Below are 24,041 nucleotides of genomic sequence, written 5' to 3'. Positions count from 1 at the left end.
TCAGAACTTCACGCCCGCCGCACCCTTGGTCTCCAGCATGGCGCGCGCTTCATCGGCGCTCGCGATGTCAATCGACAGCTCTTCCAGAATATGCCGGATCTTCGCCACCAGCGCCGCGTTGGACGGCGCCAGCTGGCCTTTACCGAGATAGAGATTGTCCTCCAGCCCGACGCGGACGTTCGCCCCCATCGTCGCCGCCATGGTGGTGAAGGGCAGCTGGAAGCGGCCCGCCGCCAGCACCGACCAGTAATACTGCTCGCCGAACAGCCGCTCCGCCGTCTCGCGCATGACCATGACGTTCTGCGGGTCCGGCCCGATGCCGCCCAAAATGCCGAAGATCGTCTGCACGAAGAGCGGTGGCGTCACCAGCTTGCGGTCGAGGAAATGGGCGAGCGTATAGAGGTGGCCCACGTCGTAGCATTCGAACTCGAACTTCACGCCATGGCCCCTGCCCAGGCGTTCCAGGATCTTCTCGATGTCGCCGAATGTATTGCGGAAGATGAAGTCCCTGGAATTCTCGAGGTGTGCCCGCTCCCACTCATGCTCGAAGGCGGAATAGCGGTTGAGCATCGGGTAGAGGCCGAAGTTCATCGAGCCCATGTTGAGGGACGTCATCTCGGGCGAGAAGGCCTCCGCCGCCTTGATGCGCTCGTCGATGCTCATACCCTGGCCGCCGCCGGTGGTGATGTTCACGATGGCGTCGCAACCCTGCTTGATGCGCGGCAGGAACTGGTTGTAGGTGCCGGGATCGCCCGACGGCTTGCCGTTCTCCGGGTCGCGCGCATGAAGATGCAGGATCGCCGCACCCGCCTCCGCGGCCTCCACCGCCTGGGTGGCGATTTCGTCCGGCGTGACGGGGAGGTGCGGCGACATTGACGGCGTGTGGATCGAGCCGGTGATGGCACAGGTGATGATAGTCTTGTTCTTCTTGCGCAAAAGGGCCTCCCTGGGGCGCTGGATTTGGCCCAAGGCTACCGGGCCTCACCCTATCCGTCACGCGTAAGTTTGGGCAGGCGGGCCATGCAAGTTTGCCGCAAGCGGCAGGGTCTAGCCTTCCACGCAAACCAACCTGGCGGAGGACACGCACCATGACCTCGATCCCGCGCATCGTGCTTGCCGCCGTTTCCGCCGCCGCAGGGCTCTTGGCGCTGTATCTGATCCGCAGTCCCGGCAGCATCCCCAATGCCAAGGCCTGGGAGCTGGGCGCGGTTGTTGTCCTCATCGCCGCAACGCTGCTCAGCACCGTGTGGGACACGCTGCGCGCCCAGAAATCCCCGCCCGGGGCGGCCGCCGCGCCGGCGGAGCCTGACGCTCCGGACTCCTCCTCCGCCGCCGCCGACCCCGTGCAGACGGAGGTCGCCAAGCTCCTCTCGCTGTTGCGCCAGCATGCCGAGGCGAACGAGAACTTCTCCACCGTGCTGGAGCGCGCCAAGGAGGAGCTGCACGAAAGCCTGAAGACCGAGCAGGTGCGCATCATCATCTCCTACCTGATGATCGAGAACGACAACATGAAGGCCCGCACCTCCAACCTGCAGGCAAGCCTCGAAAACTCGCAGCGCCAGATCGAGAAGCTCAAGACCAACCTCGCCAATGCGGAGGCGCAGGGGCTGAGCGATCCTCTGACCGGCCTCAAGAACCGGAGAGGCTTCGACGTGGTTCTGGCCTCCCATCTCGCCACCGCCCGGAATGGCGGCCAGCCGCTCTCCCTCATCATCGCCGACATCGACCACTTCAAAGCGATCAACGACCGCTACGGCCACCCCGCGGGCGACGACGTTCTGAAATGGTTCGGCCGCATCCTGTCGAGCAACGTCAAGGGCCGCGACACGGTGGCGCGCTACGGCGGCGAGGAGTTCGCCATCGTGCTGCCGGCGACGCCCGTCGACAACGCCTTCAAGATCGCCTCCCAGATCAAGGCCCAGCTTGAGGCGCAGTTCTGGCAGAAACCCGGCGCACCCAACACCTTGCTCCGGGTAACAGCCAGCTTCGGCGTCGCCCAGCTTGAGGGCTCCGAAGGCACCTCGGCGCTGGTCTCGAGGGCCGACGCCAAGCTCTACGAGGCCAAACAGGGCGGCCGCAACCGCGTGGCGGCGTAGCCCGTCAGGCGGATGCGGCCGCTTTCATGGCGGCGCGCGTGACATGGGCCAATTCCTATTCTCAGTCCGCCCCTGCAAGGAAGCCGCCGGAAACTGCCCTTAGGGCAAAGGCGGCTGCCCCCCGCGGGCGTCCGGCCCAAACTAAAACCACCTGCAAAACGAACTCAATCGGCTGTTCCCACAATCCCGTTGCACGCTGTTGCATGATCGTCATATTGTCTTGAAAAGACTTTAGAAGCCGGAATTGAAACCGGACCGGTCACACAATCAAGCACCGGCACTGGCGCTGGTGCGAACACGGAGGACGTTACCGAATGAAGAAGTTTATATCCTCGCAGGAAACCATGCGCGCCGCCGCGCTGTCGCGCCGCACCCTGCTCAAGTCCGCCGCCGCCCTGGGCGCGGTGGGCCTCGCTGGTCCGCTTTATGTGAAGTCGTCGCTCGCCTCGTCCGGCGAAGTGAACTTCATGGGCTGGGCCGGTTATCCCGATCTCGCCGCCAAGGTGTTCCCGGCCTTCACCGCGGACACCGGCATCAAGGTGAACTTCACCGAGCAGGCCAGCCAGGACGATATGTACGCGCAGGCCAAGCTGTCGCTGCAGACCGCTGCCTATGACGTGGTGGAGCCCACGGGCGACCGCGTCGGCGGCTGGGCCGCTGACGGCCTCGTGCAGGGTTGGGATACCAACAAGCTCGCCATGGACAACTATCTCCCGGGTCTCGCCGACGGCAAGGCCGGGGAAATGGCCACCGTCGACGGCAAGCGCATGATCGTTCCGTCCGTTTGGGGCACCGAAGCCATCGTCTATTCCAAGAAGGACTTCCCGACCGAATACGGCAAGGCCTCGCTGGGCGACCTCTGGGGTGACAACCTCGATGGCAAGATCTGCATCCGCGCCCACTCCTCGCTCGCCGCCATGGGCCGCTGGCTGGACTCTGAAGGCAAGCTGCCGAAGCCCTGGCTCGACAGCTACAAGGACGAAGCCACGATGAAGCAGCTGTGGGACATCGCTCTCGCGGAAGCCATCAAGCACAAGGCCAATGTCGTGCAGTTCTGGTCGGGCGAGAACGAGGCGCAGGCCGCTTTCCGCACCAATGGCGCGATCCTCGGCCTGAACTGGGATTCGACCGGCTTCAACCTCGCGCCGGACGGCTTCGGCTTCGTGGCGCCCAAGGAAGGCGCCTTCGCCTGGAACCAGGGCTTCGTGCTCATGTCCAACGCCAAGAACACCGAGCAGGCGACCGAATTCGCCAAGTGGGTGTCGACGGCCAAGGGCTCGGCTGCCTGGGCCTCGGCCTTCAAGGCAAACGCCGTGGGCAAGGGCGGGCCGGAGCTCGCCGACGAGGCCGTCAAGGCCTTCTACAACGCTGCCTATCCGGGCGACGCGCTGTCGAAGCTGTGGTGGTGGCCGGCCCAGGCAGGCTGGTTCATCAAGCTGCGCGGCGAATATGCCGACAAGTGGAAGGCGGCATAAGCCACTTTCCAGCGATCTCTGGGCCGCCGGGTTGAATAAACCCGGCGGTTCGCTTTAAGATGTGCCTAACCAAGAAAATCCGTCCCGGGGAGTAACGCGCCGATGAGTGCTGGCGTCGACTTGCAAAATGTGTCCTGCGACTTCGGCAAGTTCCGCGCCGTCGACAAGGCCAATGTCTCCATTAAGCCCGGCGAGTTCTTCTCCTTCCTCGGTCCTTCGGGCTGCGGCAAGACCACGATCCTTCGCATGGTGTCCGGCTTCATCGATCCCTCCGAGGGCCAGATCAAGATCGGCGGCCAGGACATGGCCGGCATCCGCCCCAACAAGCGCCCCACCGCGCTGATCTTCCAGAACCTCGCCCTCTTCCCCTTGATGCCGGTGTGGGAAAATATTTCCTTCGGCCTCGAGGTGCGCGGCGCCTCGAAGGACGTCCGCCGCGCCAAGGCGGAAGAGCTCTTGAAGCTCGTCGATCTGCATGACTCGGCCGACAAGGCGATCTCGCAGCTCTCGGGCGGCCAGAAGCAGCGCGTGGCGATTGCCCGCGCGCTTGCCGTCGAACCTTCTGTCATGCTGCTCGACGAGCCGCTTTCGGCGCTCGATCTCAAGCTCCGCCAGCACATGCGCGCCGAGTTGCGCGCCATCCAGAAGCGCACCAACGTCACCTTCATCTACATCACCCATGACCAGGGCGAGGCGCTCGCCATGTCGGACCGCGTCGCCGTCATGAGCCAAGGCAAGATCCAGCAGATCTCCACCCCGCAGGAGATTTACAACACGCCGGTCAACGGCTTCGTCGCCTCCTTCGTGGGCGAGAACAACATCTTCAAGGGCAAGGTGAAGCAGGTCGACGGATCGAAGTGCAGCTTCGAGACGGACGCCGGCGCCTTCACCGCCACGCTCGGCCCTGCCGTCGATGCCTCGACTATCGCCCGCCTCTATGTCCGCCCCGAATATTCGAAGCTGCAGGCGGCGCCCGCCGAAGGGGCCAACAGCATTCCCGTGACGGTGACCGACATCAGCTTCGAGGGCAATTTCATCCACGTCCACGCCGCCGACAAGACCGGCCGTCACCTGACAGTCGAGACCCGCAACGACGGTTCGGTCACGCTGCCCGCCATCGGCAGCGCGCAATATCTGTGCTTCGAGGCCGCCACGGCCCGCGTCCTCGCCGACCAGGGCATGAAAGACCCGGGCATCGACGAATGAGCGAGCTCTTCCGCCGCTACGGCCACACCCTCACCTGGACCTTCGTGGCCCTCACCGCCTTCTGGCTGCTCTTGCTGGTGATCCTGCCGCAGCTCTACCTGCTGGAGGAGAGCTTCCGCCTCTACCTGCCGCTCGCCGACATCGGCGGTCCGAAGGACGTCTACACGCTCGCCAACTACCGTTCCGCCTTCGAGCAGCCCACCGAATGGAAGTTCTGGCTGCCCTTCGCGTGGAAGCCGGTCATCCTGCCTTTCGAGGCGCCGATCCGCATTCAGGTCTTCGTCCACACCCTGGTCTACAGCACGGTCACAACCGTCATCACCCTCATTCTCTGCTATCCGGTCGCCTTCTATCTGGCCAAGGTGGCCAACCCCCGCAACGTGCCGCTGCTCTTCGTCGGACTGCTGGTGCCGATGTGGGTGTCGGAAATCCTGCGCGCCTTCGCATGGTTCATCATTCTCGCCTTCAAGGGCCCGCTGAACATGGCCCTCGTGAACATGGGCATCATCGACACGCCCATCCGCTGGATCACCGGCTTCAACAGCGTCACCTTCGGCCTCATCTACGTCTACCTGCTGTTCATGCTGCTGCCGATCTACAATGCCATCCAGTCGCTTGACACCAACCAGATAGAGGCGGCCAAGGACCTTGGCGCATCGAGCTGGCGCACCCACTGGCGCGTCATTATCCCGCATTCCAAGCCCGGCATCGCGTCGGGCTGCGTCATGGTGTTCATGCTGGCCGCCGGCTCCATCCTGGTGCCCACGCTCCTGGCCTCCACCCAGTCGCGCTGGTTCACGGAAATCATCCAGCAGGCCATGTTCGAGTCGCAGGACTGGAACACGGGCTCGGCTTACGCCTTCATGCTGCTCGTCACCTGCACGGTCTTCGTCATCGGCATGATGCGGGTGTTCCGCGTCAAGCTCTCGGACATTGCGAGGTAAGGGTCCATGAACGCGAAGTCCAACTGGCTGTTCAACCTCTACATCTTCATCTTCCTGCTCTACATGCTGCTGCCGCTGGCGGTCATGGGTGGTGCGGCGCTCAACGATTCCGCCTTCCCCTCGGTCTACCCGTGGGCCGGCCTCACCGGCCGCTGGTTCATCGAACTGTTCCAGGACAAGCGGATGTGGGAAGCTTTCCGCAACACCATCCTGGTGGCAATTGCGGTGGTCATCATCTCGGTGCCCATCGGCACCGCGGCGGCGATCCTCATCAACAGCCTCGCCGGAAAGACGCGCACCGTGCTCTACGCCCTCATGGTGGCGCCCATCCTTACGCCGGGTGCGGTCATTGGCATCTCGACGCTGCTGTTCTGGAACGAGTTCGGCGTCAGCGCCGGCCTCCACCTTTCGGCACTCGGCCAGGCGTCCTACATCTCGGCCTTCGTCATGCTGATGGTGCTCGCCCGCCTGCAGAGCTTCGACCGCGGGCTTGAGGAAGCCGCCCTCGACCTCGGCGCCAACTACAGCCAGGTGGTCCGCCGCATCCTGCTGCCGCACCTCTATCCGGCGCTCGGCGCGGGCGCGGCCATTGCCTTCTTCCAGTCGATCGAGAACTTCAACACCACGCTCTTCACCCGCGGCACCTATGACACGCTGACGGTCTATGTCTTCTCGAAGGTCAGAAGCGGCATCACGCCCACCATCAACGCGCTCGCTTTGATCCTCATCGTGGTGACGCTGGTCATCATGCTCTATGTCGAGTTCGCCCGCCGCCGCAAGGAAAAGGCCCTCGCCGCGCGCGCCGGAACCAAGGAGCAGGTGGCCAAGGCCGAAGCCGCCGGCCGCGACCAACCCCAGGCCGCCTTCCCGCCCACGCAATAGGCGGCAAAGCCACCTCTCGAACAGCAAAATGCCCGGAATTGTCCCGGGCATTTTCCTTTCCATCACCCACTCCGCCGTCATGCCGGCGAAAGCTGGCATCCGGCTGCGCACACCTGCGAACAGCACCGCGGCCCACAACATCCGGAAAAGCGCGCCCATCTCCACCAAAACCTCCGGCCCGTCAGGCAATGAAGCCCCGGGCGTTCGACATCGTTGCCTATTTCTGGAGTATGCGCCTTTCTAGCACATCGAGCGCGCGCTGTCAAGGACTTTCTTCCTTCGATGGGTTTCGGCAGGACGTCCGGCGGGCTTGAGCCGGCATGGCGTGATGCGCGCGGTGGACGCGTTCCGCGGGAAGCGTGTGTCCTGATCAGATGCGTGGGCGCAGTGGCGTGCCCGCCTCGTCCTTCGGCACGATCATCTTGCCGATCGGCCACAACGCAATGCCGGCGAGCTTCAGGTGCGCCCAGGCAAAAGGAATGCCGATGATGGTGACGGCATAGAGCACAGCCCAGAACAGGTGCATCAGCGCCAGCCACCATCCGGCGAAAACCAACCACAGGATATTGCCGATGGCGCCAAGCGCGCCGGTGCCGATGTCTTCCTGCCCCGTGTGCCGGTCTCGCGGCACGGCGGTGTAGCCGAAGGGCATCAGCGTATAGAGCGCGATGTTGACGGCGGCCCGCGCCCACGGGATTCCCACGATCGTCACCGTCATGATCACAGCGGCGACCAGCCAGCCCAGCGCCATCCAGGCGCCGCCCAGCAGGATCCAGACGATGTTCAACAGCAGGGACATGGCAACCTCCTTAGATCCCGGTCAGCGATATGGGGAGTTGCGCGTCGTTTCGCCAGCGGAATCTCGCGCCTGTGCCGGTCAGGTTGAATCACCTGGCCGGAACATGCGCCGGAGAGTGGCGGTTGACCCCCGGCGCCGGGGCTTCCATGCTGACCCAATGCGATTCATCCACACGGCGGACTGGCAGATCGGCAAGCCCTTCCGGAACTTCGGCGAGAAGGAGAGCGTGCTGCGCCAGGCGCGGCTTTCCGCTATCGAAACGATCGGCCGCCTGGCGCTGGCCGAGGGCGCCGCCCATGTTCTGGTGGCGGGCGACCTCTATGACAACGAGGCTCCGGCGCCGAAGACCCTGCTGGAACCCCTGGAGCGCATGCGCAATTTCCCCGCCGTTTTCTGGCACGTGATTTCCGGCAACCACGACTATCACCGCGGCAACGGTCTGTGGGACCGCGCCCGCGCGCTCGGCCTGCCGGAGAACGTCCTGCTTCACCTCACGCCGGAGGTTGCGCCACTGGGCGATGATGCCGTGCTGCTTCCCGCCCCCTTGCGCCGCAAGAGCGAGGTGAACGACCTCACCGAATGGATGGACCGGGCGGAAAGTGCTGCCGGCAAGATCCGCATCGGCCTCGCCCATGGCTCGGTCCATGGCTTCGACCCGGGCGAAGCGAACAACCCGATCGCCGCGGACCGGGCGAAGCGCGCGCGCCTCGAATACCTCGCACTGGGCGACTGGCACGGCACGCTGCAGATCAGTCCCACCACCTGGTATGCCGGAACACCCGAGGCCGACCGCTTCAACAGCCAGGAAATGGGGCAGGTCCTGCTGGTGGACATCGCAGGCCCTGGCGCTCCCGCCAAGGTAACGCCGCATCGCACCGGCGTCTATCGCTGGCTCACTCAGACGGAGCATCTGTCGGACGCCGCCGGTCTGGACGGCCTCGAGGCGCGGTTGCGCGCGCTCCCCGATCTCTCGAGCCTCGTGTTGCGGCTTCACCTCGCCGGCACGCTGGATCTGACGGCGCGCGCCGGACTCGCGCGCCGCCTTGCGTCGCTTGAGGCCGCCATGTTCTGGTGCGAGCCCGATCTGGCGGCGTTGCATGTGCGCCCCACCCTGGCCGACCTCGAGACGATCGATTTCGACGGCGTGCTGCGCGAGGCCGCCGAAAAACTGCGGCAGCAGGCGGAGAATGAGGCCGCGAGTCCGGTGGAGCGCCGCCGCGCCGAAGAGGCGCTGGTGCAGCTCTATCTCCTCACGCGGGACGGGCGGGGAGAGGCGGCATGAAGCTTCTCCATGTGTCCGTCGAAGGCTGCGGCCGCTTCGGCACATCGGCGAGGATCGAGGGCTTCGGCCCGGGCGTGAACATTCTCGCGGCGCGCAATGAAGCCGGCAAGTCCACCCTGTTCCGCGCCATCCGTACCTGCCTGTTCGAGCGCCACTCCTCGGTGACGAAAGACATAGCGACCCTGGCCACCGACGGCCTGTCACTTCCTGTTGTAATCAGGGTTGGCTTCGAACATGGTGGCAGGCGCTACGAGATCGCCAAGTCCTTCCTCAAAAGCAAGTCGGCGAGCCTCACGCGCGATGGCGTGGAGATCGCGCGCAATGCGGAAGCCGACGAGCAGGTGTGGGACCTGCTCGGAATCGCGCCCAAATCGGCGCGCGCGCTGGACGAGGCGAGCTATGGCCTGCTCTGGGTGCAGCAGGGCCACTCCTTCGCGCTGCCTGAGCCATCGGAAGCGGCGGCGAGCCAGCTCAATGCGGTGATCCAGCAGGAGGTGGGCGCCCTTGTGGGCGGCGAGCGCGCCCGCCAGCTGCTGGGCGCGGTGAAGGATGAACTCTCGCGCTACTTGACCGACAGCGGCAAGGCCAGAACCGGCGGCCCGCTCCATGCGGCGATCGAGGACAACGCCAGGCTCGCCGCAGAGCGCCTCGACGTCGAAGCACGGCTTGCGGCCCTCGACGTCAAGCTTGACGAGCTGGCGCGGCTGCGGGCCGACTATCGCCTGGCCAGCGACCCCGCCGCCGCGCAGGCGATGAAGGCCGATCTCGACGGCGCGCGCCAGAAGCTCGCCGCCGCCGAGAAGGCGGGCGAGGAGCTGAAGCGGCTGCGCGACGATGAGCGCCAGGCCCACGAGCTCGTCCGGTCGCAGGAAGAAAAGCGGGACGAGATGAAGCGCCGCGCGGCGGCCATCGACGGCCAGCGGGCGCGGCTCGACGAATTGCTGGCGCGGCTTTCGCCCATCGACCAGCAGTTGGCCGCCGTCGCCGCGGCCCTGAAGGAGCTCCGCCTGCGCAAGGTGGCGATCGAGGCGGAGGCCGATGCGCTTGACGCCGAGGAACGCGAACTCGCCCGCTTGGCCGGGCTCAGCGCCAAACTCGCCCAGCGCGCCACGCTCGCCGCGCGGCTGAAACAATTGGACGAGTTGCGCAGCCGGACCGCTGCCAATGACGCGGCGCTAAAGGCCGCGCGCGCCGACGAGACAGCGCTCAAATCCCTCGAAGCCCTGGAGCAGGAGGAAGCGAAGCTCCGCGCCCGCCTCGAGGCAGGCGCGCCGCGCATCAGCGTCGAGGCGAGACCCGGCGCGGATGTGCGCATTGACGGCAAGAGCGTCGCCGGCGTCTCGGCGCGCTCGGTGACGGAGGCAGTGGTCATCGCCGTCGGCAGCGACGTGTCAATTACCATCACACCCCCGCAAGCGACGCGCGATGCGGCGGAGAAGGCGCTGGCCGGCCAGCGCGAAAAGCTGAAGGCCCTGCTCTCGGCCTGCGGTGCTCGGGATGCCGCGGACCTCCGCCGGCTGCGCGCCGAACGCGTGGTGCTGGAGGAGCAGGCCCGCGAACTGCGGGCGGAGCGCAACGCACTTGCGGTGAAAGAGAGCGTCACGGCCGAGATCGAGCGCCTGCAGGCGGCGGCAGGCGAGATCGACGCCGAGGCGAAGCACGGCGCGCACGAGGCGCAACCCCTGCCAGCGGTCTCAGAGATCGAGGCTCGCACGCAGCGGGCCGCCAGCCGCCGCGGCGAGCTGCGCGCCCAACGCAGCGGCATCGACGCGCAGGCGAATGCACAGAAGGAGGCGGAGACGCGCCTCGTCCAGTCGCGCGCTACGCTGCAGGGCCAGACGGAGGCGATCCACGCGCAGCTCGCCTCGGAGTTGGCGCTTCTTCCCGACGACAGGCGTGAGGCGCTGCTCGCCGCGCAGGAGGCGGAGCTCGCCCAACGCCGCGATGCCCACCGCATCAAGGCCGCACTGCTGGCGGAGAAGCAGCTGCAGGCGCCGGAGGAGGGCGAGGCCGAACGCCTGAAGGCACGCGCCGAACGCCTCGAGTCCGCGCTGAAGGGCCAGCAGGACAAGGCCGACCAGCTGCGCGAGCGCATGGCCAGGCTGGAGGGCGAGGTGCAGGTCGCGGGCGGCGACGGGCTTGGCGAGCGCGCCGCCACGCTGAAGCTGCAGCAGGAGATGACGCTCGCCGAAGAGGCGCGCATCGCCGAGCGCGTCGAGGTGCTGAAGCTGCTGCGCAAGACCGTGGACGAAAGCTACGCCGAGCGCCGCGAGCAGCTGAACGCGCCGCTGCGCCGCCACCTCAAGCCTTTCCTCAACGACGTCTTTCCGCGCGCCGAGATCGCGCTCGGCGAGAACTTCGCCATCGCGGGCCTCAGCCGGTCGGGCCCCGCGGCGGAACTCTTCGGCCGCCTGTCGCTCGGCACGCAGGAGCAGATCGCGGTGCTGGTGCGGCTGGCCATGGGCGCCATGATCTGCGAGCGGGGCTCGGACGTGCCGGTGATCCTCGACGATGCGCTGGTGTTTTCGGATGACGGCCGCATCGAGCAGATGTTCGATGCGCTCAACCGCGCCGGCAAGAACCAGCAGGTCATTGTGCTCACTTGCCGCGCCCGCTCCTTCGCCTCGCTGGGCGGAAGGCAGCTGCAGATCCTCTGACGTAAGCGGAAGGCCCGGCGTCTCCACCGGCCGGTGGCGCCGCTTTGGGCGGCGGATGCGGCACGATTGTTCTTCGCTCAACACGATTCTGCCACGTTCTCACCCGAAACCGAAGTCCGGAAAACTTGTTCCGTGCGTGGTCCGCGTTTGACGGGGAGGCGGTGTCACCGCCGTCCGCACGCTTGGGTTTCCGGCAACCTGTTGGATCAGATGCGGCGCCTTCTGGGAGATCGACCGGCATGAAAAAATTCGGCTTTGGCCTGCTGGCAGCGGCCATGCTTGCGGCCGCAACCTTGCTGACCAGCCTGCCCGCGCAAGCGCGCAGCGGCGGCGGGACGATTTGGATTCCGCCGATGGACGGCAGCATCGGAGGCGGCGGCATGCGCGACGGCCTCGGCGACATGGGCGGCGCCTGGCACGGCGGCGGCTGGCAGGGAGGCCCCGGCCACGGGTGGAATGGACGGCCACCCTACAACGGCCGCTGGAACAATGGCCGCTGGAACGGCGGCTGGAACCCGAACTGGTACCGCAACGGCCGGTGGTATGGCCCGCGTTATGCTTACCGTTATTCCGGTTACAATTACTTCTATGGCGGCTTCTGGTATCCTTGGCCGTGGTGGAGCACCGGCTGGAACCCGGCGGCCGGAGACAATTACGGTTATTATGGCGGCTACTCCGGCGGCGGCGCGCGTGCGCGCCATGTCGCCTGGTGCCAAGGCCGCTACCGCAGCTACAACGTCCGGACCAACACCTATATGGGTTATGACGGGCGCAAGCACCGCTGCAACAGCCCCTACGATTGACGTGACAAAACCGGGCGGAGAGGCTGTTTGGCCAAACCCCAGCCTCCGCAATTGCCTTTGCGGCAACCATGCTGCCGCCCGGCTTGTGCCGGCAGGGCGGCCCTGCCGTTGCTGATCGACGTGTCCAACCAGCGAGTGAGAATAGATGAGCATCCTCGATTTCCCAAGCGTCACGCGCAAAGAGCGCAAGCTCTTGCTCGCCAAGGCCCGCCGCGCCACCGGCATCCTCAAATCGCTGTCGCACGAGGGACGGCTGCTGATCCTGTGCATGCTGTCCGGCGGCGAGAAGTCGGTTTCCGAAATCGAGGAATTGATGGACATGCCGCAGGCCGCCGTGTCGCAGCAGCTGGCGCGGCTGCGCCTCGACGGGCTGGTGACCGCGCGGCGCGAGGGCCGCAGCATCTTCTATTCGATCGCCAGCAAAGATGCCTCGCGCCTGATCTCCACCCTGCACGACATGCTGAAAGGCGAGGCCCACCCCATGCCGCGCCGCCGCCCCTGAACCCTGGCCGCACAAGGATTCAGCGCATCGGCGCTGGAACACGTTTCGCGCGGCATCGGCACTCGCTCAATTCTTATCGAATCCGAACGGCCCGCAATAACCCTGGTTCCGGCTTCCGCTGTCCGGCGCGGAAATGCGTGCCATATGTAAGCACGCGGAACTTCGCAGAGTAAGTTCTTCCGGAATGCGGCGGGGCGGGCAACCCGGCGGCGTTTCGTTCTGTGCGGAATTCGTAACGTAACGCCGATTGCGGCAGCCCTCCGGGCGCCGAAGCTGCTCGTGAAGAAAGGCCGGTGCGAACATGTTCATGGGTATCGGGCGCGCCACGCGCCTTTTGACGGCAACACTTGCGGCGGGCGCTCTGTTTTCCGCCGTCCCAGGCGTTGAAGCGCAGGAGATCCAGCGCGAGCGGCTGCGCCCCAGCTTCCCAGTCCTGAAATTCGCCGAAAATAATGTCTCCGGCCGAACCGCGGTCGACCGTCTCGGAGCCCGCCTGCCGGAGGTGGCGAGCTGGTACGGCAAGTCGGCCGATCAGCTGCGCAACCTGCTGCTGACCGACCGCCGCGTCCGCCTCGACAAGGAAGGCCGCATGTTCGTCGTCGAGGAACTCGATGCGCCGCTGCAGGCCGCGGCGCCGGGCGCGCAGCGCGGCACAGGCGACGGCCAGCTTGCGCCCCTCGCCCAGACCTTCCGGCTCCACTCGAAGCCCGGCTCCAACCGCACGATCTACCTCGACTTCGACGGCGCCACCCTGACCGGAACGGCCTGGAACACCGCCGGCAAGACCATCACCGCCAAGCCCTTCGACATCGATGGCGCGGTGAACACCGCCTTCTCCGCGGCGGAGCTGCAGCGCATCCAGTACATCTGGCAGCGGGTCGCCGAGGACTATGCGCCCTTCGACGTCGACGTGACGACGCAAGCGCCCCCGCCCGACCGGCTGGCGCGCAGCAACAGCGCCGACACCGTGTTCGGCACAACCGTGCTGATCACCAACAGCGCTGGAGTCTACACCTGCACCTGCGGCGGCATCGCCTATGTCGGCGTGTTCAACAGCACGACCGAAAGGTTCAAGCCGGCACTGGTTTTCCACAACATGCTGAACAGGGGCGACGAGAAGCCGGTGGCGGAAGCCATCTCGCACGAAGCCGGCCACAACATGGGCCTGAGCCACGACGGCACTGCCAGCGCGGGCTATTACAGCGGCCACGGCGCCGATCCGCTGACGGCCTGGGCCCCGATCATGGGCGTGGGCTACTACAAGCCGCTCGTCCAGTTCAGCAAGGGCGAATACGCCGGCGCCAATAACAAGGAAGATGACTTCGCGGTGGCGCAGAGCTTCGGCCTGCCGCTGCGCGCGGATGACTTTGGCGGCACCGTGTACTCAGCGGCGCCCTTCAGCGGCGGCCTGCAGGATGGCGTTATCGAGCGGGCTGGCGACGTGGACATGTTCGCGATCACGGCCAGAGCCGGCGCGTTCAGCGCAACGCTCGCCCCGGCAACCCGCTCCGGCAACGCCGATCTCGCGCTCTCGTTGCTCAACGGTGCGGGCGAGGTGCTGGCCGCCGCCAGCCCGCAGAACACCCTCGGCGCCACGCTGAGCTTCCAGCTTCCGGCGTCAGGCAACTATTTCATCGCGGTGCGCGGCACGGGCCAGGGTGACCCGGCGGCCACCGGCTATTCCGACTATGGGTCGGCCGGCAATTTCCGCCTCACCGCCCGCTATGCCGCCGCGGCCGGCGCGCCGCCGGCTGCGGTGCTCGCCGCCAGCGACACCGCCGGCATCGCACCCGCCGCCATCCGCTTCGACGCCAGACAATCGACCGACAAGGATGGCGCCGTCCGCTTCTACTACTGGGACTTCGGCGACGGCACGGTGGACAATTCCGGCACGCTGCAGACCCCCACCAAGACCTATGCGAATCCCGGCCTCTACACGGCCCGCCTGACGGTGGTGGACAACAGCGGCCTCCGGTCCGGCGTCACCAAGCAGATCTCGGTTACCGCGGCAAGCGCCTCGAGGACGCCTCAGGTCCGGCTGGACGGCGTGACGCGGATCGTCAGCGCCACGGGGGCAGTGCGCGCCAGGGCCATGGTGGACGCGGTCAGCCGGTAAGGCGCGGCGAGGCCAGCGATGACGGCGTGCCGCTGAGCAGGCCGGCGAGCCGCTGCAGGCACGAGCCGCACAGCCGCTCAGCCGCTTCGGCGGATGCCGCCTCGGCATAGCAGCGCAGCTCGGGTGCATTGCCCGACAGCCTGATATGCAGAATGTCGCCGCTGGCGAGGGTGGCGCGCAGGCCATCGCTGCGGTCGATGGCGGCAGGCGTTCCGCCGAACAGCCTTTCCATGCCGGCAGCCGAGGCCTCGGCGGCGGCCAGCAGCGCCTGGCAGGCGGAGGGGTCGACGTCCTGCAGCCGGCCGCTGAAGGTGAAGCGGGCCGGCAGTCCGGACAGCAGCTGCGACAGTGGCACATGCAGGCGGCGCGCGGCCTGCAGCACCAGCAGCATGGGCAGCACGGCATCGCGCGTCGGCAGCGGATCCAGCACGCCGGCCCCCAGGCTGGCGGGGCTGGCGAGCAGGAAGCCGCCATTCGCCTCGAAACCCACGACCGGGTGGTGGCGCGCGCCCTGCATGCCGGCAATCACATGGGGCGAGCCGATGCGCGTGCGCCTGACCTCCGCAAACAGCCCGCAGGATTCGAGCGCCGTGGTGCTGTTGACTGGCGTCACCACCGTTCCGGCCCTCAACTCGCGGGCGCAGAGCAGGCCAAGGGTGTCGCCGCGCAGCCATCGCCCCGTCTCGTCGGCAATCAGCGGCCGGTCGGCATCGCCATCGGTGGTGACGATGGCGTCAAGCCGGTGGGCCGCGGCCCAGGCAAGGGCGAGTGCCCTGTCCTCATCGCGCACCGCTTCGGTATCGATGGCCACGAAACCCTCGCTGCGGGCCAGCGGCAGCGTCTCGGCGCCGAGTGCGCGGAACAGCTCATGCAGCAGGTCGCGCGCCGCCGAGGAATGCTCATAGATGCCGATGCGCATCCCGGACAGCGCATCGGGCGCGAAGGCGCTCCGGTAGCGCGCGGCATAAAGGGACAGTGGTGCCGGGTCGGCGGGCGGCAAGGCTGCCGGTGAACTGTCGTCGAGCGGCCAGGGCGCCTCCGCCGCTAGGATCAGCCCCTCGTCCTGCTTCGAGATCTCGCCCTCGGCACGGTAGAACTTCAGGCCGTTGCGGTCGAAGGGAATGTGGCTGCCCGTCACCATGATGGCCGGAACGCCGAGCTTTTCCGCCGCGAAGGCAAGCGCCGGCGTGGGCAGCACCCCGGCATTGACCGTGGGAATGCCGAGCCGCCGCGCGGCGTCATGGCAGGCCGCCGCGATCGCCGGGCTGCTGGGACGCAGGTCGTATCCGATCAGCAGCGCCAGCGGCAGACTGCCGGGCATGGCGAGAAAGGCTCCGGTATAGGCCCGGCACAGGCCGGGCGTGAGGCTGGTGACGAGGCCGCGCACGCCGCTGGTGCCGAAGCCAGCCCCCGCCCCGGCGGCAATATCGCCAAGGCGCCTACCGGCGGGCATGGATGTCCTTGTAGCGGATCAATGTCGTCCTCGCCGAAATCACTGCCGGTCTGCGCCTCGGTCAGCACCACTTTGCTTTGACCGGGATTCTCCAGCCGGTGCTTCTCGCCCATCGGGATGTAGACGGACTGGTTCCCGTTCACAAGGTTCACGTTGCCGCCCAGCGTGACCCGTGCCGTGCCCTCCACCAAGATCCCCTCCACCAAGATCCAGTGCCCGGCGCGCCAGCGGTGCGACTGCAGGGAGAGCGCCGCACGAGCTTACAACCCCGCCAGAGCGAATACAAGTTTCCACCCAAATTTCCTTATCTATATTGTGCGGGCAATATTAAGTGGTATTGTTCGCGGGCCTCCGGTAATCGATGGCCCAGGCGGCAGACTGCCGGATTCGCAAGGGAGGAAAAACGTCACCGTGGACAAGAACCAGCTCATATTTCGCATCAACCGCGCGGTTCGCGCGATCGAGGCAACCTCGGGGCTTGGCGAGCTCGACATTTCGGCGCGCAGCATTCTCAGTTTCATCGGCGAAGCCGAAGCCGAGCAACGTACGCTGAATGTCTCGGACGTCGTGAAGGGACCGGGCTTCGGCACGGCGCCCACGGTTTATTCCCGTCTGTCGGTGCTGGAAAAGGCGGGCTGGATCAAGTACGCGCCCGATCCGCGGGACGGCCGCGCCAAGCAGGTTCAGCTCACCCCGCTTGCCCGCCGCACCTATGCGAAAATGTCCAGCGAAGCCCAGAAGCTGGTGGCGGCCAAGCGGGACTGACCTCTCTTCTCCGGCGATGCCAGCCGGCCGTCCTTGAGGCTTGAACTCCGGCACGAAGTCGTTATATCTGGCCAGATATAACGATGTGGGAAGGAGGACGGGGGTGATCGCACGCCGCGCATGCGTCATGGGGCTTATGTCCGCTGCTGCCGCGATTCTGCCTGTTCCAGTCTCGGCCGCAGGGAAGGTGAACGTCTTCGCCGCCGCCAGCCTCAAGAATGCGCTGGACGAGGTGAGCGCCGCCTGGAAGGCCGCTTCGTCCAAGGAAACCGCCAACACCTTCGCCGCGAGTTCGGCGCTGGCCAGGCAGATTGAGGCTGGCGCGCCGGCCGACATCTTCATTTCCGCCGATCTCGACTGGATGAAATACCTCTCCGGCAAGAAGCTCATCGCCGAGAGCAGCATGGTGAAGCTGCTCGGCAACACGCTGGTCCTCGTCGCCCCCGCCGGTTCCAGGGCCGCCGTCACCATCGCGCCGGGCTTCGATCTCGCCGGCGTGCTGAAGGGCGGCAAGCTCGCCATCTGCGACGTGAAGGCTGTGCCGGCCGGCAAATACGGCAAGGCCGCGCTGGAAAAGCTCGGCGTGTGGGACAAGGTGGAAGGCAGCCTAGCCCAGGCGGAAAACGTGCGCGCCGCGCTGAAACTGGTATCGGCCGGCGAGGCCCCGGCCGGCATCGTCTACCGGACCGATGCCAACGAGGAGAAGAAGGTCAAGGTGCTCGGCGCCTTCCCCCCGGACACGCATCCGGAGATCGTCTATCCGGCAGCGCTTGTGGCGGCCTCGAAGTCTCCGGATGCGGCGGAATTCCTGGCTTTCCTCCAGTCGGACAAGGCGCACGACATCTTCAGGGCGCACGGCTTCATCATCCTCGTCAGGTGAGGACGGCCCCTTTTCCGGCCAAAGGCAGCTGGACGCAAAGGTGCAGCAGGCATTCCGTTCAGCGGATGTTTTGCAGAACCAAGGAGCGTGCGCCGCCACCGAAAACGCCGCCCGGCCTTCGGCCAGGCGGCTTTGGGAACTTGGTAGCGGGAGAGGGAGTTGAACCCCCGACCCCAGGATTATGATTCCCGTGCTCTAACCAACTGAGCTACCCCGCCAAGGTGGCGCGGGGTATAGGGCGGCGGCGGGCGGCAAGTCAAGCCGTGTGTTCGCCCTCGTGATCGTGGTCGTGATCCTGGCCCCGGTCCTTCTGGATGAAGGTGCGGTAGAGCGATATGAACAGGAAATAGAGGCTCGCGGCGATCCACACCCAGAGCTGGATGGTCTCGACCTTGCCCCAGCTTGCCCGGTCCTTGGCCTGGATGATCAGTGAGAGCGACATGGCCGCCCACAGCACAGTCATCGGAATGGTGATTTCGCGCCAGTGCGCCACGCGCAAGGGGTGCACGAACTTGATGGGGATGAAGGTGAGCACGCAGAGGAAGGCGATGGTGATGATGTTGGCGAGCGGCCCCGTCTGCAGGATGAAGAAATAGAGAACGACCACGTTCCAGATCGCCGGGAAGCCGACGAAATAATAATCGTCCGACTTCATGCCCACATTGGCGAAGGTGTAGCACGACACCGCCATGATCGCCGCCGCCGAGATCAGGCTCCAGGTCTGGCCGGAAAAGAGGAAGTCCACCGGCGTCATGTCGAACCAGTAAACCATCAGCGCCGGCACCGCCACGTAGGTGAAGAAGTCGATGACGTTGTCGAGCGTCCGGCCGTCGACGTTGGGGGTGTATTCGAGCACGCGCGCCTTCCTCGCCAGCGTGCCGTCCACACCGTCGACGAAGAGGGCGAGGCCCAGCCACATGAAGGCCGCCACGGGATCGTTCTTCAGCACCGAAACGAGGGCGAGGAAACCAAGCACGATGCCGCAAGTGGTGAAGGCATGGACCGCCCATGCGACACCCTTCTTTACCTCGCGGTCGAGGTTGGGGTGCAGGTTGATCTTGGCCAAGGCGCGGATTCTCCCGTGTGAGGCCCGACTATAGGAAAGCCGGATGCCGGTGGCAAATGTCTCGCCTTGCTTGTGGATCGGCGCTTCGGCTGGCGCAATGCGCCACGCGCGTGGCGGGCTTCAGGCGCGTGCGATGAAACCGCCGCCCAGCACACGCTGGCCGGGCCCCTCGCCCGCGTAAAGCACGCAGGCCTGGCCGGGCGACACGCCATATTCCCCGCCGCGGATGGTGATGACAGGCCCCTGCCCGCAGCGCCTGATATCGGCCGGCACCGGCGGCCGGGCCGAGCGGATCTTGGCGAAGACCGATCGTGGATTGCTGTCGAGCGGCTCGCCCAGCCAGTTAAGGCCGGTCACGCGAATATTCTCCTGCCGCAGCGCCTCGCGCGGCCCCACCACCACGCGCTTCGCCTTTGCGTCGATCTTCACCACATAGAGCGGCTCACCCCCGGCGAGGCCCAGTCCCCGGCGCTGGCCGATCGTGTAATGGATGATGCCCTCGTGCCGGCCCAGCAGGCGGCCCGCAAGGTCCACGATGTCACCGGGTTCCACGCCCTCGGGCCTGAGCTTTCGGATGAGTGCGGCATAATCGCCGTCGGGCACGAAGCAGATGTCCTGGCTGTCCGGCTTGTCCGCCACCGCGAGGCCAAGCTCAGCCGCAATCGCCCGCGTCTCCGCTTTGGTGAGCGTGCCCAGCGGAAAGCGCAGATAGTCCAGCTGGTCCTGCGTGGTGGCGAACAGGAAATAGCTCTGATCGCGGGAAAGGTCGGCGGGTGTGAACATGTCGCGCCTGGGCGAGCCATCGCCGCGCGGCCTGCTCTCCACATAATGCCCGGTGGCCAGCGCCGCCGCGTCGAGATCCTTGGCCCTCGCCAGCAGATCGGCGAACTTGACCGTCTGGTTGCAGGTGACACAGGGGATCGGCGTCTCGCCCCCCAGATAGCTCTCCACGAAATCGTCGATCACCGCTTCCTTGAAGCGGGATTCGAAGTCGAGCACGTAATGCGGAATGCCGATGGCGGAGGCCGCCCGGCGCGCGTCATGAATGTCCTGGCCGGCACAGCACGCGCCCTTGCGCCTGATCGCCTCGCCATGGTCGTAAAGCTGCAGCGTGATGCCGACGACGTCGAACCCGGCCTGCTTCAGAAGGGCCGCCGTGACGGTGGAATCGACACCCCCCGACATGGCGCAGACCACGCGGACACCCGACGGATCGCCCGGGAGGCCAACCGTTTCGCGCACACCATCGATGAGGGACTGTCCGATCATGGCGGCCTAAATGGGGGACGGCGCGCCGAAAGTAAACGGCCTGGGGCATCAGGTTGTAGCGAAATGGCACCGGCGGCGACCCGGCGTTTGGGAAATCTTCAGACCTACTTAGGCGTTTTTTAAGTGGCGGCGCATAGGCTTGGAGGCAGTGAGTAAGGTGCGTATCGAGTTGGTTGAAACGTTCATGAACGGTCAGTTGCGTTCCCGCGTCAATTACGTGATCGGCCCCGATGGCAGCCCGCTGACGGTTGCCGATCTGCCGCCCCCCGGAAATCAGCGCTGGGTGATCCGCCGCAAGGCGGAGGTTGTTGCGGCTGTCCGGGGTGGTTTGTTGAGTTTGGAAGAAGCTTGCGACCGCTACGTCCTGACGGTGGAAGAATATCTCAGTTGGCAGCGGTCGATCGACCGCCACGGGCTCGCTGGCCTGCGGACCACCCGCATCCAGGATTACCGGGCGAACTAAGCCCCTGCAAAAAGGTCGAGTCGCGGGGCCGGAGGCGATCTCCGGCCCCGTTCTTGTTGAGTGCCCCTTTCTATTGTGCGCCAATGTGGCACAGTGCGGCCATGAAGCTGCTCGTTCTCCACGCCCATCCGCGCCTCTCCAGTTCCGTCGTCCAGCGCGCCATGCTGCACGCTCTCTCCGGCCTCGAGGGGGTCAGCCTCGTGGACCTCTATGCCGAATACCCGGCCCTCGACATCGACGTGGCGCGCGAGCAACGGCGCCTGCTGGCGCATGACGTCATCATCCTGCAGCACCCCCTCTATTGGTACTCCTCCCCCGCCATCATCAAGGAATGGCAGGACCTGGTGCTGGAAAACGGCTGGGCCTACGGCCCGGGCGGCACGAAACTGGCGGGCCGCTTCCTGATGTCGGCGATCTCGACCGGCGGCGCCGAGGCCGCCTACCAGCATGGCGGCCGCAACCGCTTCGAGATCGGCGAACTCTTGAGCCCCTTCAACCAGACGGCCTGGCTCTGCTCCATGGCCTGGCTCAGCCCCTTCGTGATCCATGCCGGGCGCGCCATGGCTCCGGCGCAGCTGTCGGCCGCCACCGAAAGCTACCGCGACCTCATTGTCGGCCTGCGCGATGGCAGCATCGACCCGCTGTCGCGGCTGGCGCCTGGCTACACGCTGCCGCCGCATTTCGCGGAAGGAATCGTCCGATGAACCCGCAGGACCTGCTCCACGGCGCCTTCATCTATCTTGCCGCCGCCGTCATCGCGGCCCCGCTGGCCACCCGGCTCGGGCTGGGTTCGGTGCTGGGTTATCTCATCGCCGGCATGATCGTCGGCCCGTCGGTGCTGGGCCTCATCGGGCAGGAGGGCGAGAATGTCATGCACTTCGCCGAGTTCGGCGTCGTCGTCATGCTCTTCCTCGTCGGCCTCGAACTTCAGCCCTCGAAGCTGTGGGAGCTGCGCCACCCCATCATCGGGCTGGGCGGGCTGCAGGTGGTGGTCACCGCCGCGGCGATCGGCGGCGGCGCGCTGCTGTTGGGCTTCGACGGGAAGGCGGCACTCGCCACCGGCCTCATCCTCGCGATGTCCTCGACGGCCATCGTGCTGCAGAGCCTCAACGAGCGCGGCCTTCTCAAGACCACGGCCGGCCAGTCCTGCTTCTCGGTCCTCCTGTTTCAGGACATCTCCGTCATCCCCATCCTGGCCTTCCTGCCGCTGTTGGCAGCCACCCAGGCCCATTATGCGCATGGCGCGACGCTGATCGGCGACCTTCCCGGCTGGGTCCAGACGGTCGCGGTGCTGGGCGCGGTCGCCATCATCGTGCTGGCGGGCCGCTTCCTCACGCGGCCCCTCTTCCGCCTCGTCGCCGAAACCGGCATCCGCGAGGTCTTCGTCGGCCTCGCCCTCGTCATGGTGGTGGGCATCGCGCTGCTCATGCAGCTTGTCGGCTTATCCGCCGCATTGGGCACATTCCTCGCCGGCGTGGTGCTGGCCGAGAGCGAATACCGCCACGAACTCGAGATGGATTTGGAGCCCTTCAAGGGCCTGCTGCTTGCGGTGTTTTTCATCGCTGTGGGCGCCGGCATCAATTTCGCGCTGCTGATGAGCCAGCCGCTCCTGGTCCTCGGCCTCGTCCTCGGCTTCATCGCGGTGAAGCTCTCGGTGCTCTTCGTGCTCGCCCGCCTCTTCGGCATGGCCACGCCCGATGCCTCGCGCTTCGCATTCGCGCTGGCCCAGGGCGGCGAATTCGCCTTCGTGCTCATCTCCTTCGCCGCGGGCCTTGCGCTGCTCAACGCCGGACAGGCAGGCCTGCTCGTCGCCGTGGTCGCCTTGTCCATGGCGGCCGCACCGTTGCTGATGATCTTCGACGCGCGCGTCATCCAGCCCCGCTTCGATGGCGGGGGCGAACGCCGCGAAGATGACAGGATCGAGGAGTCCGGCGCCAGGGTCATCATCGCCGGCCACGGCCGCTATGGCATGACGGTGGGCCGCCTGCTGCAAGCCAGCGGCATACGTGCGGTGGTGCTCGACCATGACGCCGAGCAGATCGATGCGCTGCGCAAATTCGGCTACAAGGTCTATTATGGCGACGCGTCGCGGCCCGACCTGCTCGAAGCGGCGGGGGCCGCCGAGGCCCTGGCCCTCGTCATCGCCATCGACGACCGCGAGAAGGCCCTCAAGATCGTCGAGACCGCGCGCCGCCACTTCCCCAGGCTCCGCATCCTCGCCCGCGCCTTCGACCGCGTGCATGCCTATCGCCTGTTCAACGCTGGCGTAGAAGATGTCTATCGCGAGGTCTTCGCCTCCTCGGTCGACATGGGCGAGCAGCTGCTCGTGCGGCTGGGAGTCCACCCCTTCGAGGCCCACCGCGCGGCACAACGCTTCAAAGCGCATGACGAGAAGCTCATCCGCAGCGCCGCAAAGCACGTGGGTGACACGCAGCGCCTGATCGACCTCGCCCGCCAGGGCAGCGAGGAAATCGAACGCGTGCTGGCCACCGATGCGGGCGGCACGCCGCTTGCGCCTGACCACGGCTGGGAGCCGCCGGACACGCCGCCGCGCAGGCCCGGGTGAAGCCACCAGGTCCTTGCGTGAAATACCGTATCATGGAAAGCCCCGCTGGCGGCGGGAGCGCGGCCTCAGGCCTTATCCGGCGACGTGAGGAGCCAGAACAGATAGCCCACCCCGGACAGGCAGAGCAGCGCGAAGAACAGAAGCGGGGTCATGGGAATTGTTCCTCACAGTCGCGGGCCTGCGCCTTGGCGAGGTCCTTGGGGTCAATGGTGGCGACCTGCTCCCGGCCGGACTGCGCGCCGATTGCGGGCAGGTAGATCTGCGAGGACACGCGCCGCCAGGCGAGGAACGACAGGCCGGTGATCTCCTCCTCCTCGGTGATCACCATATAGGTGCCAGGGGGTTGCAGCCCATCAAGGCCGCCGAGCGTGAAGGGATGTTCGAACGTGATCATGTCACGGGTTGCGCGCATATGTGCCTCCTTCACTCGCGTTGCAATTCAGGCGGAAAGTCGCAGAGCCGGAGAGCGAGAACAGACCGGCTCTGCGGCGTGACTATGCCTTGGTGGAAGGCGCGTGCACGGCGGGCTTCGCCTCGTCCGTCTTGGGAACGGGCGTCTCCGGCTTCGGCTGGGCAACGGCCGGCTTGGTCACTTCGGGAGCGCTCATCATATTGGTCATCTTGGTCATTGAAATTGTCCTTGTCTGAAACCGCTGCCGGCCGGATGGCCGGCAGATCGACACGCGCGTTGCCGCCCGCGCTTCGGCAAGATTGCTCCCGCCGGCCATGAGAAACATCAGAATGTCGGAACTGTGCAAATGATATGGGTATGCCCTGGCCGAACGGCAAGCAAATTCGCGCCGGGTGAAGATAAGGG

The 24,041-nt window shown here is 66.2% G+C and carries 22 protein-coding genes, 1 tRNA gene and 1 pseudogene; 15 read left to right on the top strand and 9 right to left on the bottom strand.

The features are described 5' to 3' along the window. Entirely contained in the window at positions 1 to 936 is a 936-nt protein-coding gene (locus IOC82_RS02305) for a 3-keto-5-aminohexanoate cleavage protein (RefSeq protein ID WP_290544553.1), read from the bottom strand. Between the two features lie 152 nt (positions 937 to 1,088). Here IOC82_RS02305 and IOC82_RS02300 point away from each other — a divergent pair, with 152 nt between their 5' ends. The 5 genes from IOC82_RS02300 (at position 1,089) to IOC82_RS02280 (ending at position 6,603) form a co-directional block, all read left to right on the top strand. Further along, positions 1,089 to 2,096, top strand: a complete 1,008-nt coding sequence (locus tag IOC82_RS02300; protein WP_290544552.1) for a diguanylate cyclase — start codon at positions 1,089 to 1,091, stop codon at positions 2,094 to 2,096. A gap of 314 nt (positions 2,097 to 2,410) precedes the next feature. Then, a complete protein-coding gene (locus IOC82_RS02295; RefSeq protein WP_290544551.1) occupies positions 2,411 to 3,571 on the top strand; it encodes an extracellular solute-binding protein in 1,161 nt (386 codons plus the stop codon). A gap of 102 nt (positions 3,572 to 3,673) precedes the next feature. Next, positions 3,674 to 4,777, top strand: a complete 1,104-nt coding sequence (locus IOC82_RS02290) for an ABC transporter ATP-binding protein (protein WP_290544550.1) — start codon at positions 3,674 to 3,676, stop codon at positions 4,775 to 4,777. After that, complete coding sequence (locus tag IOC82_RS02285) at positions 4,774 to 5,721, top strand: ABC transporter permease (protein ID WP_290544549.1); 948 nt, start codon at positions 4,774 to 4,776, stop codon at positions 5,719 to 5,721. The genes IOC82_RS02290 and IOC82_RS02285 overlap by 4 nt, the downstream gene beginning before the upstream one ends. Before the next feature lie 6 nt (positions 5,722 to 5,727). Next, entirely contained in the window at positions 5,728 to 6,603 is an 876-nt protein-coding gene (locus IOC82_RS02280; protein WP_290544548.1) for an ABC transporter permease, read from the top strand. 370 nt (positions 6,604 to 6,973) lie between these two features. Here the strand turns inward: IOC82_RS02280 and IOC82_RS02275 are convergent, their stop codons facing one another. Further along, positions 6,974 to 7,402, bottom strand: a complete 429-nt coding sequence (locus IOC82_RS02275) for a YccF domain-containing protein (RefSeq protein ID WP_290544547.1) — start codon at positions 7,400 to 7,402, stop codon at positions 6,974 to 6,976. A 157-nt stretch (positions 7,403 to 7,559) separates the two neighbouring features. On the opposite strand from IOC82_RS02275, the gene IOC82_RS02270 reads away from it, so the two are divergent. From IOC82_RS02270 to IOC82_RS02250, 5 genes are all read left to right on the top strand, one after another. Beyond that, complete coding sequence (locus IOC82_RS02270) at positions 7,560 to 8,684, top strand: DNA repair exonuclease (protein ID WP_290544546.1); 1,125 nt, start codon at positions 7,560 to 7,562, stop codon at positions 8,682 to 8,684. Beyond that, on the top strand, positions 8,681 to 11,341 hold the full coding sequence (locus IOC82_RS02265) for an AAA family ATPase (protein ID WP_290544545.1): 2,661 nt from the start codon (positions 8,681 to 8,683) through the stop codon (positions 11,339 to 11,341). The genes IOC82_RS02270 and IOC82_RS02265 overlap by 4 nt, the downstream gene beginning before the upstream one ends. A gap of 239 nt (positions 11,342 to 11,580) precedes the next feature. Further along, entirely contained in the window at positions 11,581 to 12,144 is a 564-nt protein-coding gene (locus IOC82_RS02260) for a BA14K family protein (protein WP_290544544.1), read from the top strand. Positions 12,145 to 12,289: 145 nt separating this feature from the next. After that, positions 12,290 to 12,646, top strand: coding sequence for a metalloregulator ArsR/SmtB family transcription factor (locus IOC82_RS02255; RefSeq protein WP_290544543.1), 357 nt, complete (start codon positions 12,290 to 12,292; stop codon positions 12,644 to 12,646). Positions 12,647 to 12,947: 301 nt separating this feature from the next. Then, a complete protein-coding gene (locus tag IOC82_RS02250) occupies positions 12,948 to 14,762 on the top strand; it encodes a PKD domain-containing protein (RefSeq protein WP_290544542.1) in 1,815 nt (604 codons plus the stop codon). On the opposite strand, the gene IOC82_RS02245 is transcribed toward IOC82_RS02250, so the two are convergent. Further along, the gene (locus tag IOC82_RS02245; protein WP_290544541.1) at positions 14,752 to 16,215 is read right to left on the bottom strand and encodes a phosphomannomutase; all 1,464 of its coding nucleotides are present in this window, start codon (positions 16,213 to 16,215) and stop codon (positions 14,752 to 14,754) included. The two genes, IOC82_RS02250 and IOC82_RS02245, sit on opposite strands and share 11 nt — an antisense overlap. A 20-nt stretch (positions 16,216 to 16,235) precedes the next feature. After that, positions 16,236 to 16,463 (bottom strand): annotated as a pseudogene (locus IOC82_RS17100) (phosphomannose isomerase type II C-terminal cupin domain); the annotation flags it as partial. A gap of 163 nt (positions 16,464 to 16,626) precedes the next feature. Here IOC82_RS17100 and IOC82_RS02235 point away from each other — a divergent pair. Both IOC82_RS02235 and modA read left to right on the top strand, forming a co-directional pair. After that, the gene (locus IOC82_RS02235; protein ID WP_290544540.1) at positions 16,627 to 16,980 is read left to right on the top strand and encodes a hypothetical protein; all 354 of its coding nucleotides are present in this window, start codon (positions 16,627 to 16,629) and stop codon (positions 16,978 to 16,980) included. A gap of 127 nt (positions 16,981 to 17,107) precedes the next feature. Next, complete coding sequence (gene modA / locus IOC82_RS02230) at positions 17,108 to 17,860, top strand: molybdate ABC transporter substrate-binding protein (RefSeq protein ID WP_290544704.1); 753 nt, start codon at positions 17,108 to 17,110, stop codon at positions 17,858 to 17,860. 141 nt (positions 17,861 to 18,001) lie between these two features. On the opposite strand, the gene IOC82_RS02225 is transcribed toward modA, so the two are convergent. From IOC82_RS02225 to mnmA, 3 genes are all read right to left on the bottom strand, one after another. Beyond that, positions 18,002 to 18,078: transfer RNA gene (locus tag IOC82_RS02225), tRNA-Met, on the bottom strand. 38 nt (positions 18,079 to 18,116) lie between these two features. Continuing rightward, positions 18,117 to 18,926, bottom strand: a complete 810-nt coding sequence (locus IOC82_RS02220; RefSeq protein ID WP_290544539.1) for a CDP-alcohol phosphatidyltransferase family protein — start codon at positions 18,924 to 18,926, stop codon at positions 18,117 to 18,119. A 120-nt stretch (positions 18,927 to 19,046) separates the two neighbouring features. Next, positions 19,047 to 20,195, bottom strand: coding sequence for a tRNA 2-thiouridine(34) synthase MnmA (gene mnmA / locus IOC82_RS02215; protein WP_290544538.1), 1,149 nt, complete (start codon positions 20,193 to 20,195; stop codon positions 19,047 to 19,049). Positions 20,196 to 20,379: 184 nt separating this feature from the next. Here mnmA and IOC82_RS02210 point away from each other — a divergent pair, with 184 nt between their 5' ends. From IOC82_RS02210 to IOC82_RS02200, 3 genes are all read left to right on the top strand, one after another. Beyond that, a complete protein-coding gene (locus IOC82_RS02210) occupies positions 20,380 to 20,658 on the top strand; it encodes a DUF1153 domain-containing protein (protein ID WP_290544703.1) in 279 nt (92 codons plus the stop codon). A 101-nt stretch (positions 20,659 to 20,759) separates the two neighbouring features. After that, positions 20,760 to 21,362, top strand: a complete 603-nt coding sequence (locus tag IOC82_RS02205; protein ID WP_290544537.1) for an NAD(P)H-dependent oxidoreductase — start codon at positions 20,760 to 20,762, stop codon at positions 21,360 to 21,362. Next, positions 21,359 to 23,224 carry a monovalent cation:proton antiporter-2 (CPA2) family protein gene (locus IOC82_RS02200; protein WP_290544536.1) on the top strand — a complete coding sequence of 622 codons (1,866 nt, stop codon included), beginning with the start codon at positions 21,359 to 21,361 and terminating at the stop codon, positions 23,222 to 23,224. The genes IOC82_RS02205 and IOC82_RS02200 overlap by 4 nt, the downstream gene beginning before the upstream one ends. Positions 23,225 to 23,372: 148 nt before the next feature. On the opposite strand, the gene IOC82_RS02195 is transcribed toward IOC82_RS02200, so the two are convergent. Both IOC82_RS02195 and IOC82_RS02190 read right to left on the bottom strand, forming a co-directional pair. Next, on the bottom strand, positions 23,373 to 23,636 hold the full coding sequence (locus IOC82_RS02195; RefSeq protein ID WP_290544535.1) for a hypothetical protein: 264 nt from the start codon (positions 23,634 to 23,636) through the stop codon (positions 23,373 to 23,375). A gap of 82 nt (positions 23,637 to 23,718) precedes the next feature. Further along, the gene (locus tag IOC82_RS02190; RefSeq protein WP_290544534.1) at positions 23,719 to 23,853 is read right to left on the bottom strand and encodes a hypothetical protein; all 135 of its coding nucleotides are present in this window, start codon (positions 23,851 to 23,853) and stop codon (positions 23,719 to 23,721) included. Positions 23,854 to 24,041 lie beyond the last annotated feature (188 nt).

The organism is Aestuariivirga sp., assembly GCF_020252395.1.
Classification (GTDB): Bacteria; Pseudomonadota; Alphaproteobacteria; order Rhizobiales; family Aestuariivirgaceae; genus Aestuariivirga.
This window is presented reverse-complemented; position numbering and strand designations above follow the sequence as displayed.

Bases quoted from the DNA above. Each gene is read 5' to 3' on its own strand.
- IOC82_RS02295 (WP_290544551.1), top strand. From the start codon at position 2,411: ATGAAGAAGTTTATATCCTCGCAGGAAACCATGCGCGCCGCCGCGCTG.
- IOC82_RS02290 (WP_290544550.1), top strand. From the start codon at position 3,674: ATGAGTGCTGGCGTCGACTTGCAAAATGTGTCCTGCGACTTCGGCAAG.
- IOC82_RS02205 (WP_290544537.1), top strand. From the start codon at position 20,760: ATGAAGCTGCTCGTTCTCCACGCCCATCCGCGCCTCTCCAGTTCCGTC.
- mnmA (WP_290544538.1), bottom strand. From the start codon at position 20,195: ATGATCGGACAGTCCCTCATCGATGGTGTGCGCGAAACGGTTGGCCTC.
- modA (WP_290544704.1), top strand. From the start codon at position 17,108: ATGGGGCTTATGTCCGCTGCTGCCGCGATTCTGCCTGTTCCAGTCTCG.
- IOC82_RS02280 (WP_290544548.1), top strand. From the start codon at position 5,728: ATGAACGCGAAGTCCAACTGGCTGTTCAACCTCTACATCTTCATCTTC.
- IOC82_RS02265 (WP_290544545.1), top strand. From the start codon at position 8,681: ATGAAGCTTCTCCATGTGTCCGTCGAAGGCTGCGGCCGCTTCGGCACA.
- IOC82_RS02275 (WP_290544547.1), bottom strand. From the start codon at position 7,402: ATGTCCCTGCTGTTGAACATCGTCTGGATCCTGCTGGGCGGCGCCTGG.
- IOC82_RS02250 (WP_290544542.1), top strand. From the start codon at position 12,948: ATGTTCATGGGTATCGGGCGCGCCACGCGCCTTTTGACGGCAACACTT.
- IOC82_RS02285 (WP_290544549.1), top strand. From the start codon at position 4,774: ATGAGCGAGCTCTTCCGCCGCTACGGCCACACCCTCACCTGGACCTTC.
- IOC82_RS02195 (WP_290544535.1), bottom strand. From the start codon at position 23,636: ATGCGCGCAACCCGTGACATGATCACGTTCGAACATCCCTTCACGCTC.
- IOC82_RS02260 (WP_290544544.1), top strand. From the start codon at position 11,581: ATGAAAAAATTCGGCTTTGGCCTGCTGGCAGCGGCCATGCTTGCGGCC.
- IOC82_RS02210 (WP_290544703.1), top strand. From the start codon at position 20,380: ATGAACGGTCAGTTGCGTTCCCGCGTCAATTACGTGATCGGCCCCGAT.
- IOC82_RS02245 (WP_290544541.1), bottom strand. From the start codon at position 16,215: ATGCCCGCCGGTAGGCGCCTTGGCGATATTGCCGCCGGGGCGGGGGCT.
- IOC82_RS02270 (WP_290544546.1), top strand. From the start codon at position 7,560: ATGCGATTCATCCACACGGCGGACTGGCAGATCGGCAAGCCCTTCCGG.
- IOC82_RS02255 (WP_290544543.1), top strand. From the start codon at position 12,290: ATGAGCATCCTCGATTTCCCAAGCGTCACGCGCAAAGAGCGCAAGCTC.
- IOC82_RS02300 (WP_290544552.1), top strand. From the start codon at position 1,089: ATGACCTCGATCCCGCGCATCGTGCTTGCCGCCGTTTCCGCCGCCGCA.
- IOC82_RS02200 (WP_290544536.1), top strand. From the start codon at position 21,359: ATGAACCCGCAGGACCTGCTCCACGGCGCCTTCATCTATCTTGCCGCC.
- IOC82_RS02190 (WP_290544534.1), bottom strand. From the start codon at position 23,853: ATGACCAAGATGACCAATATGATGAGCGCTCCCGAAGTGACCAAGCCG.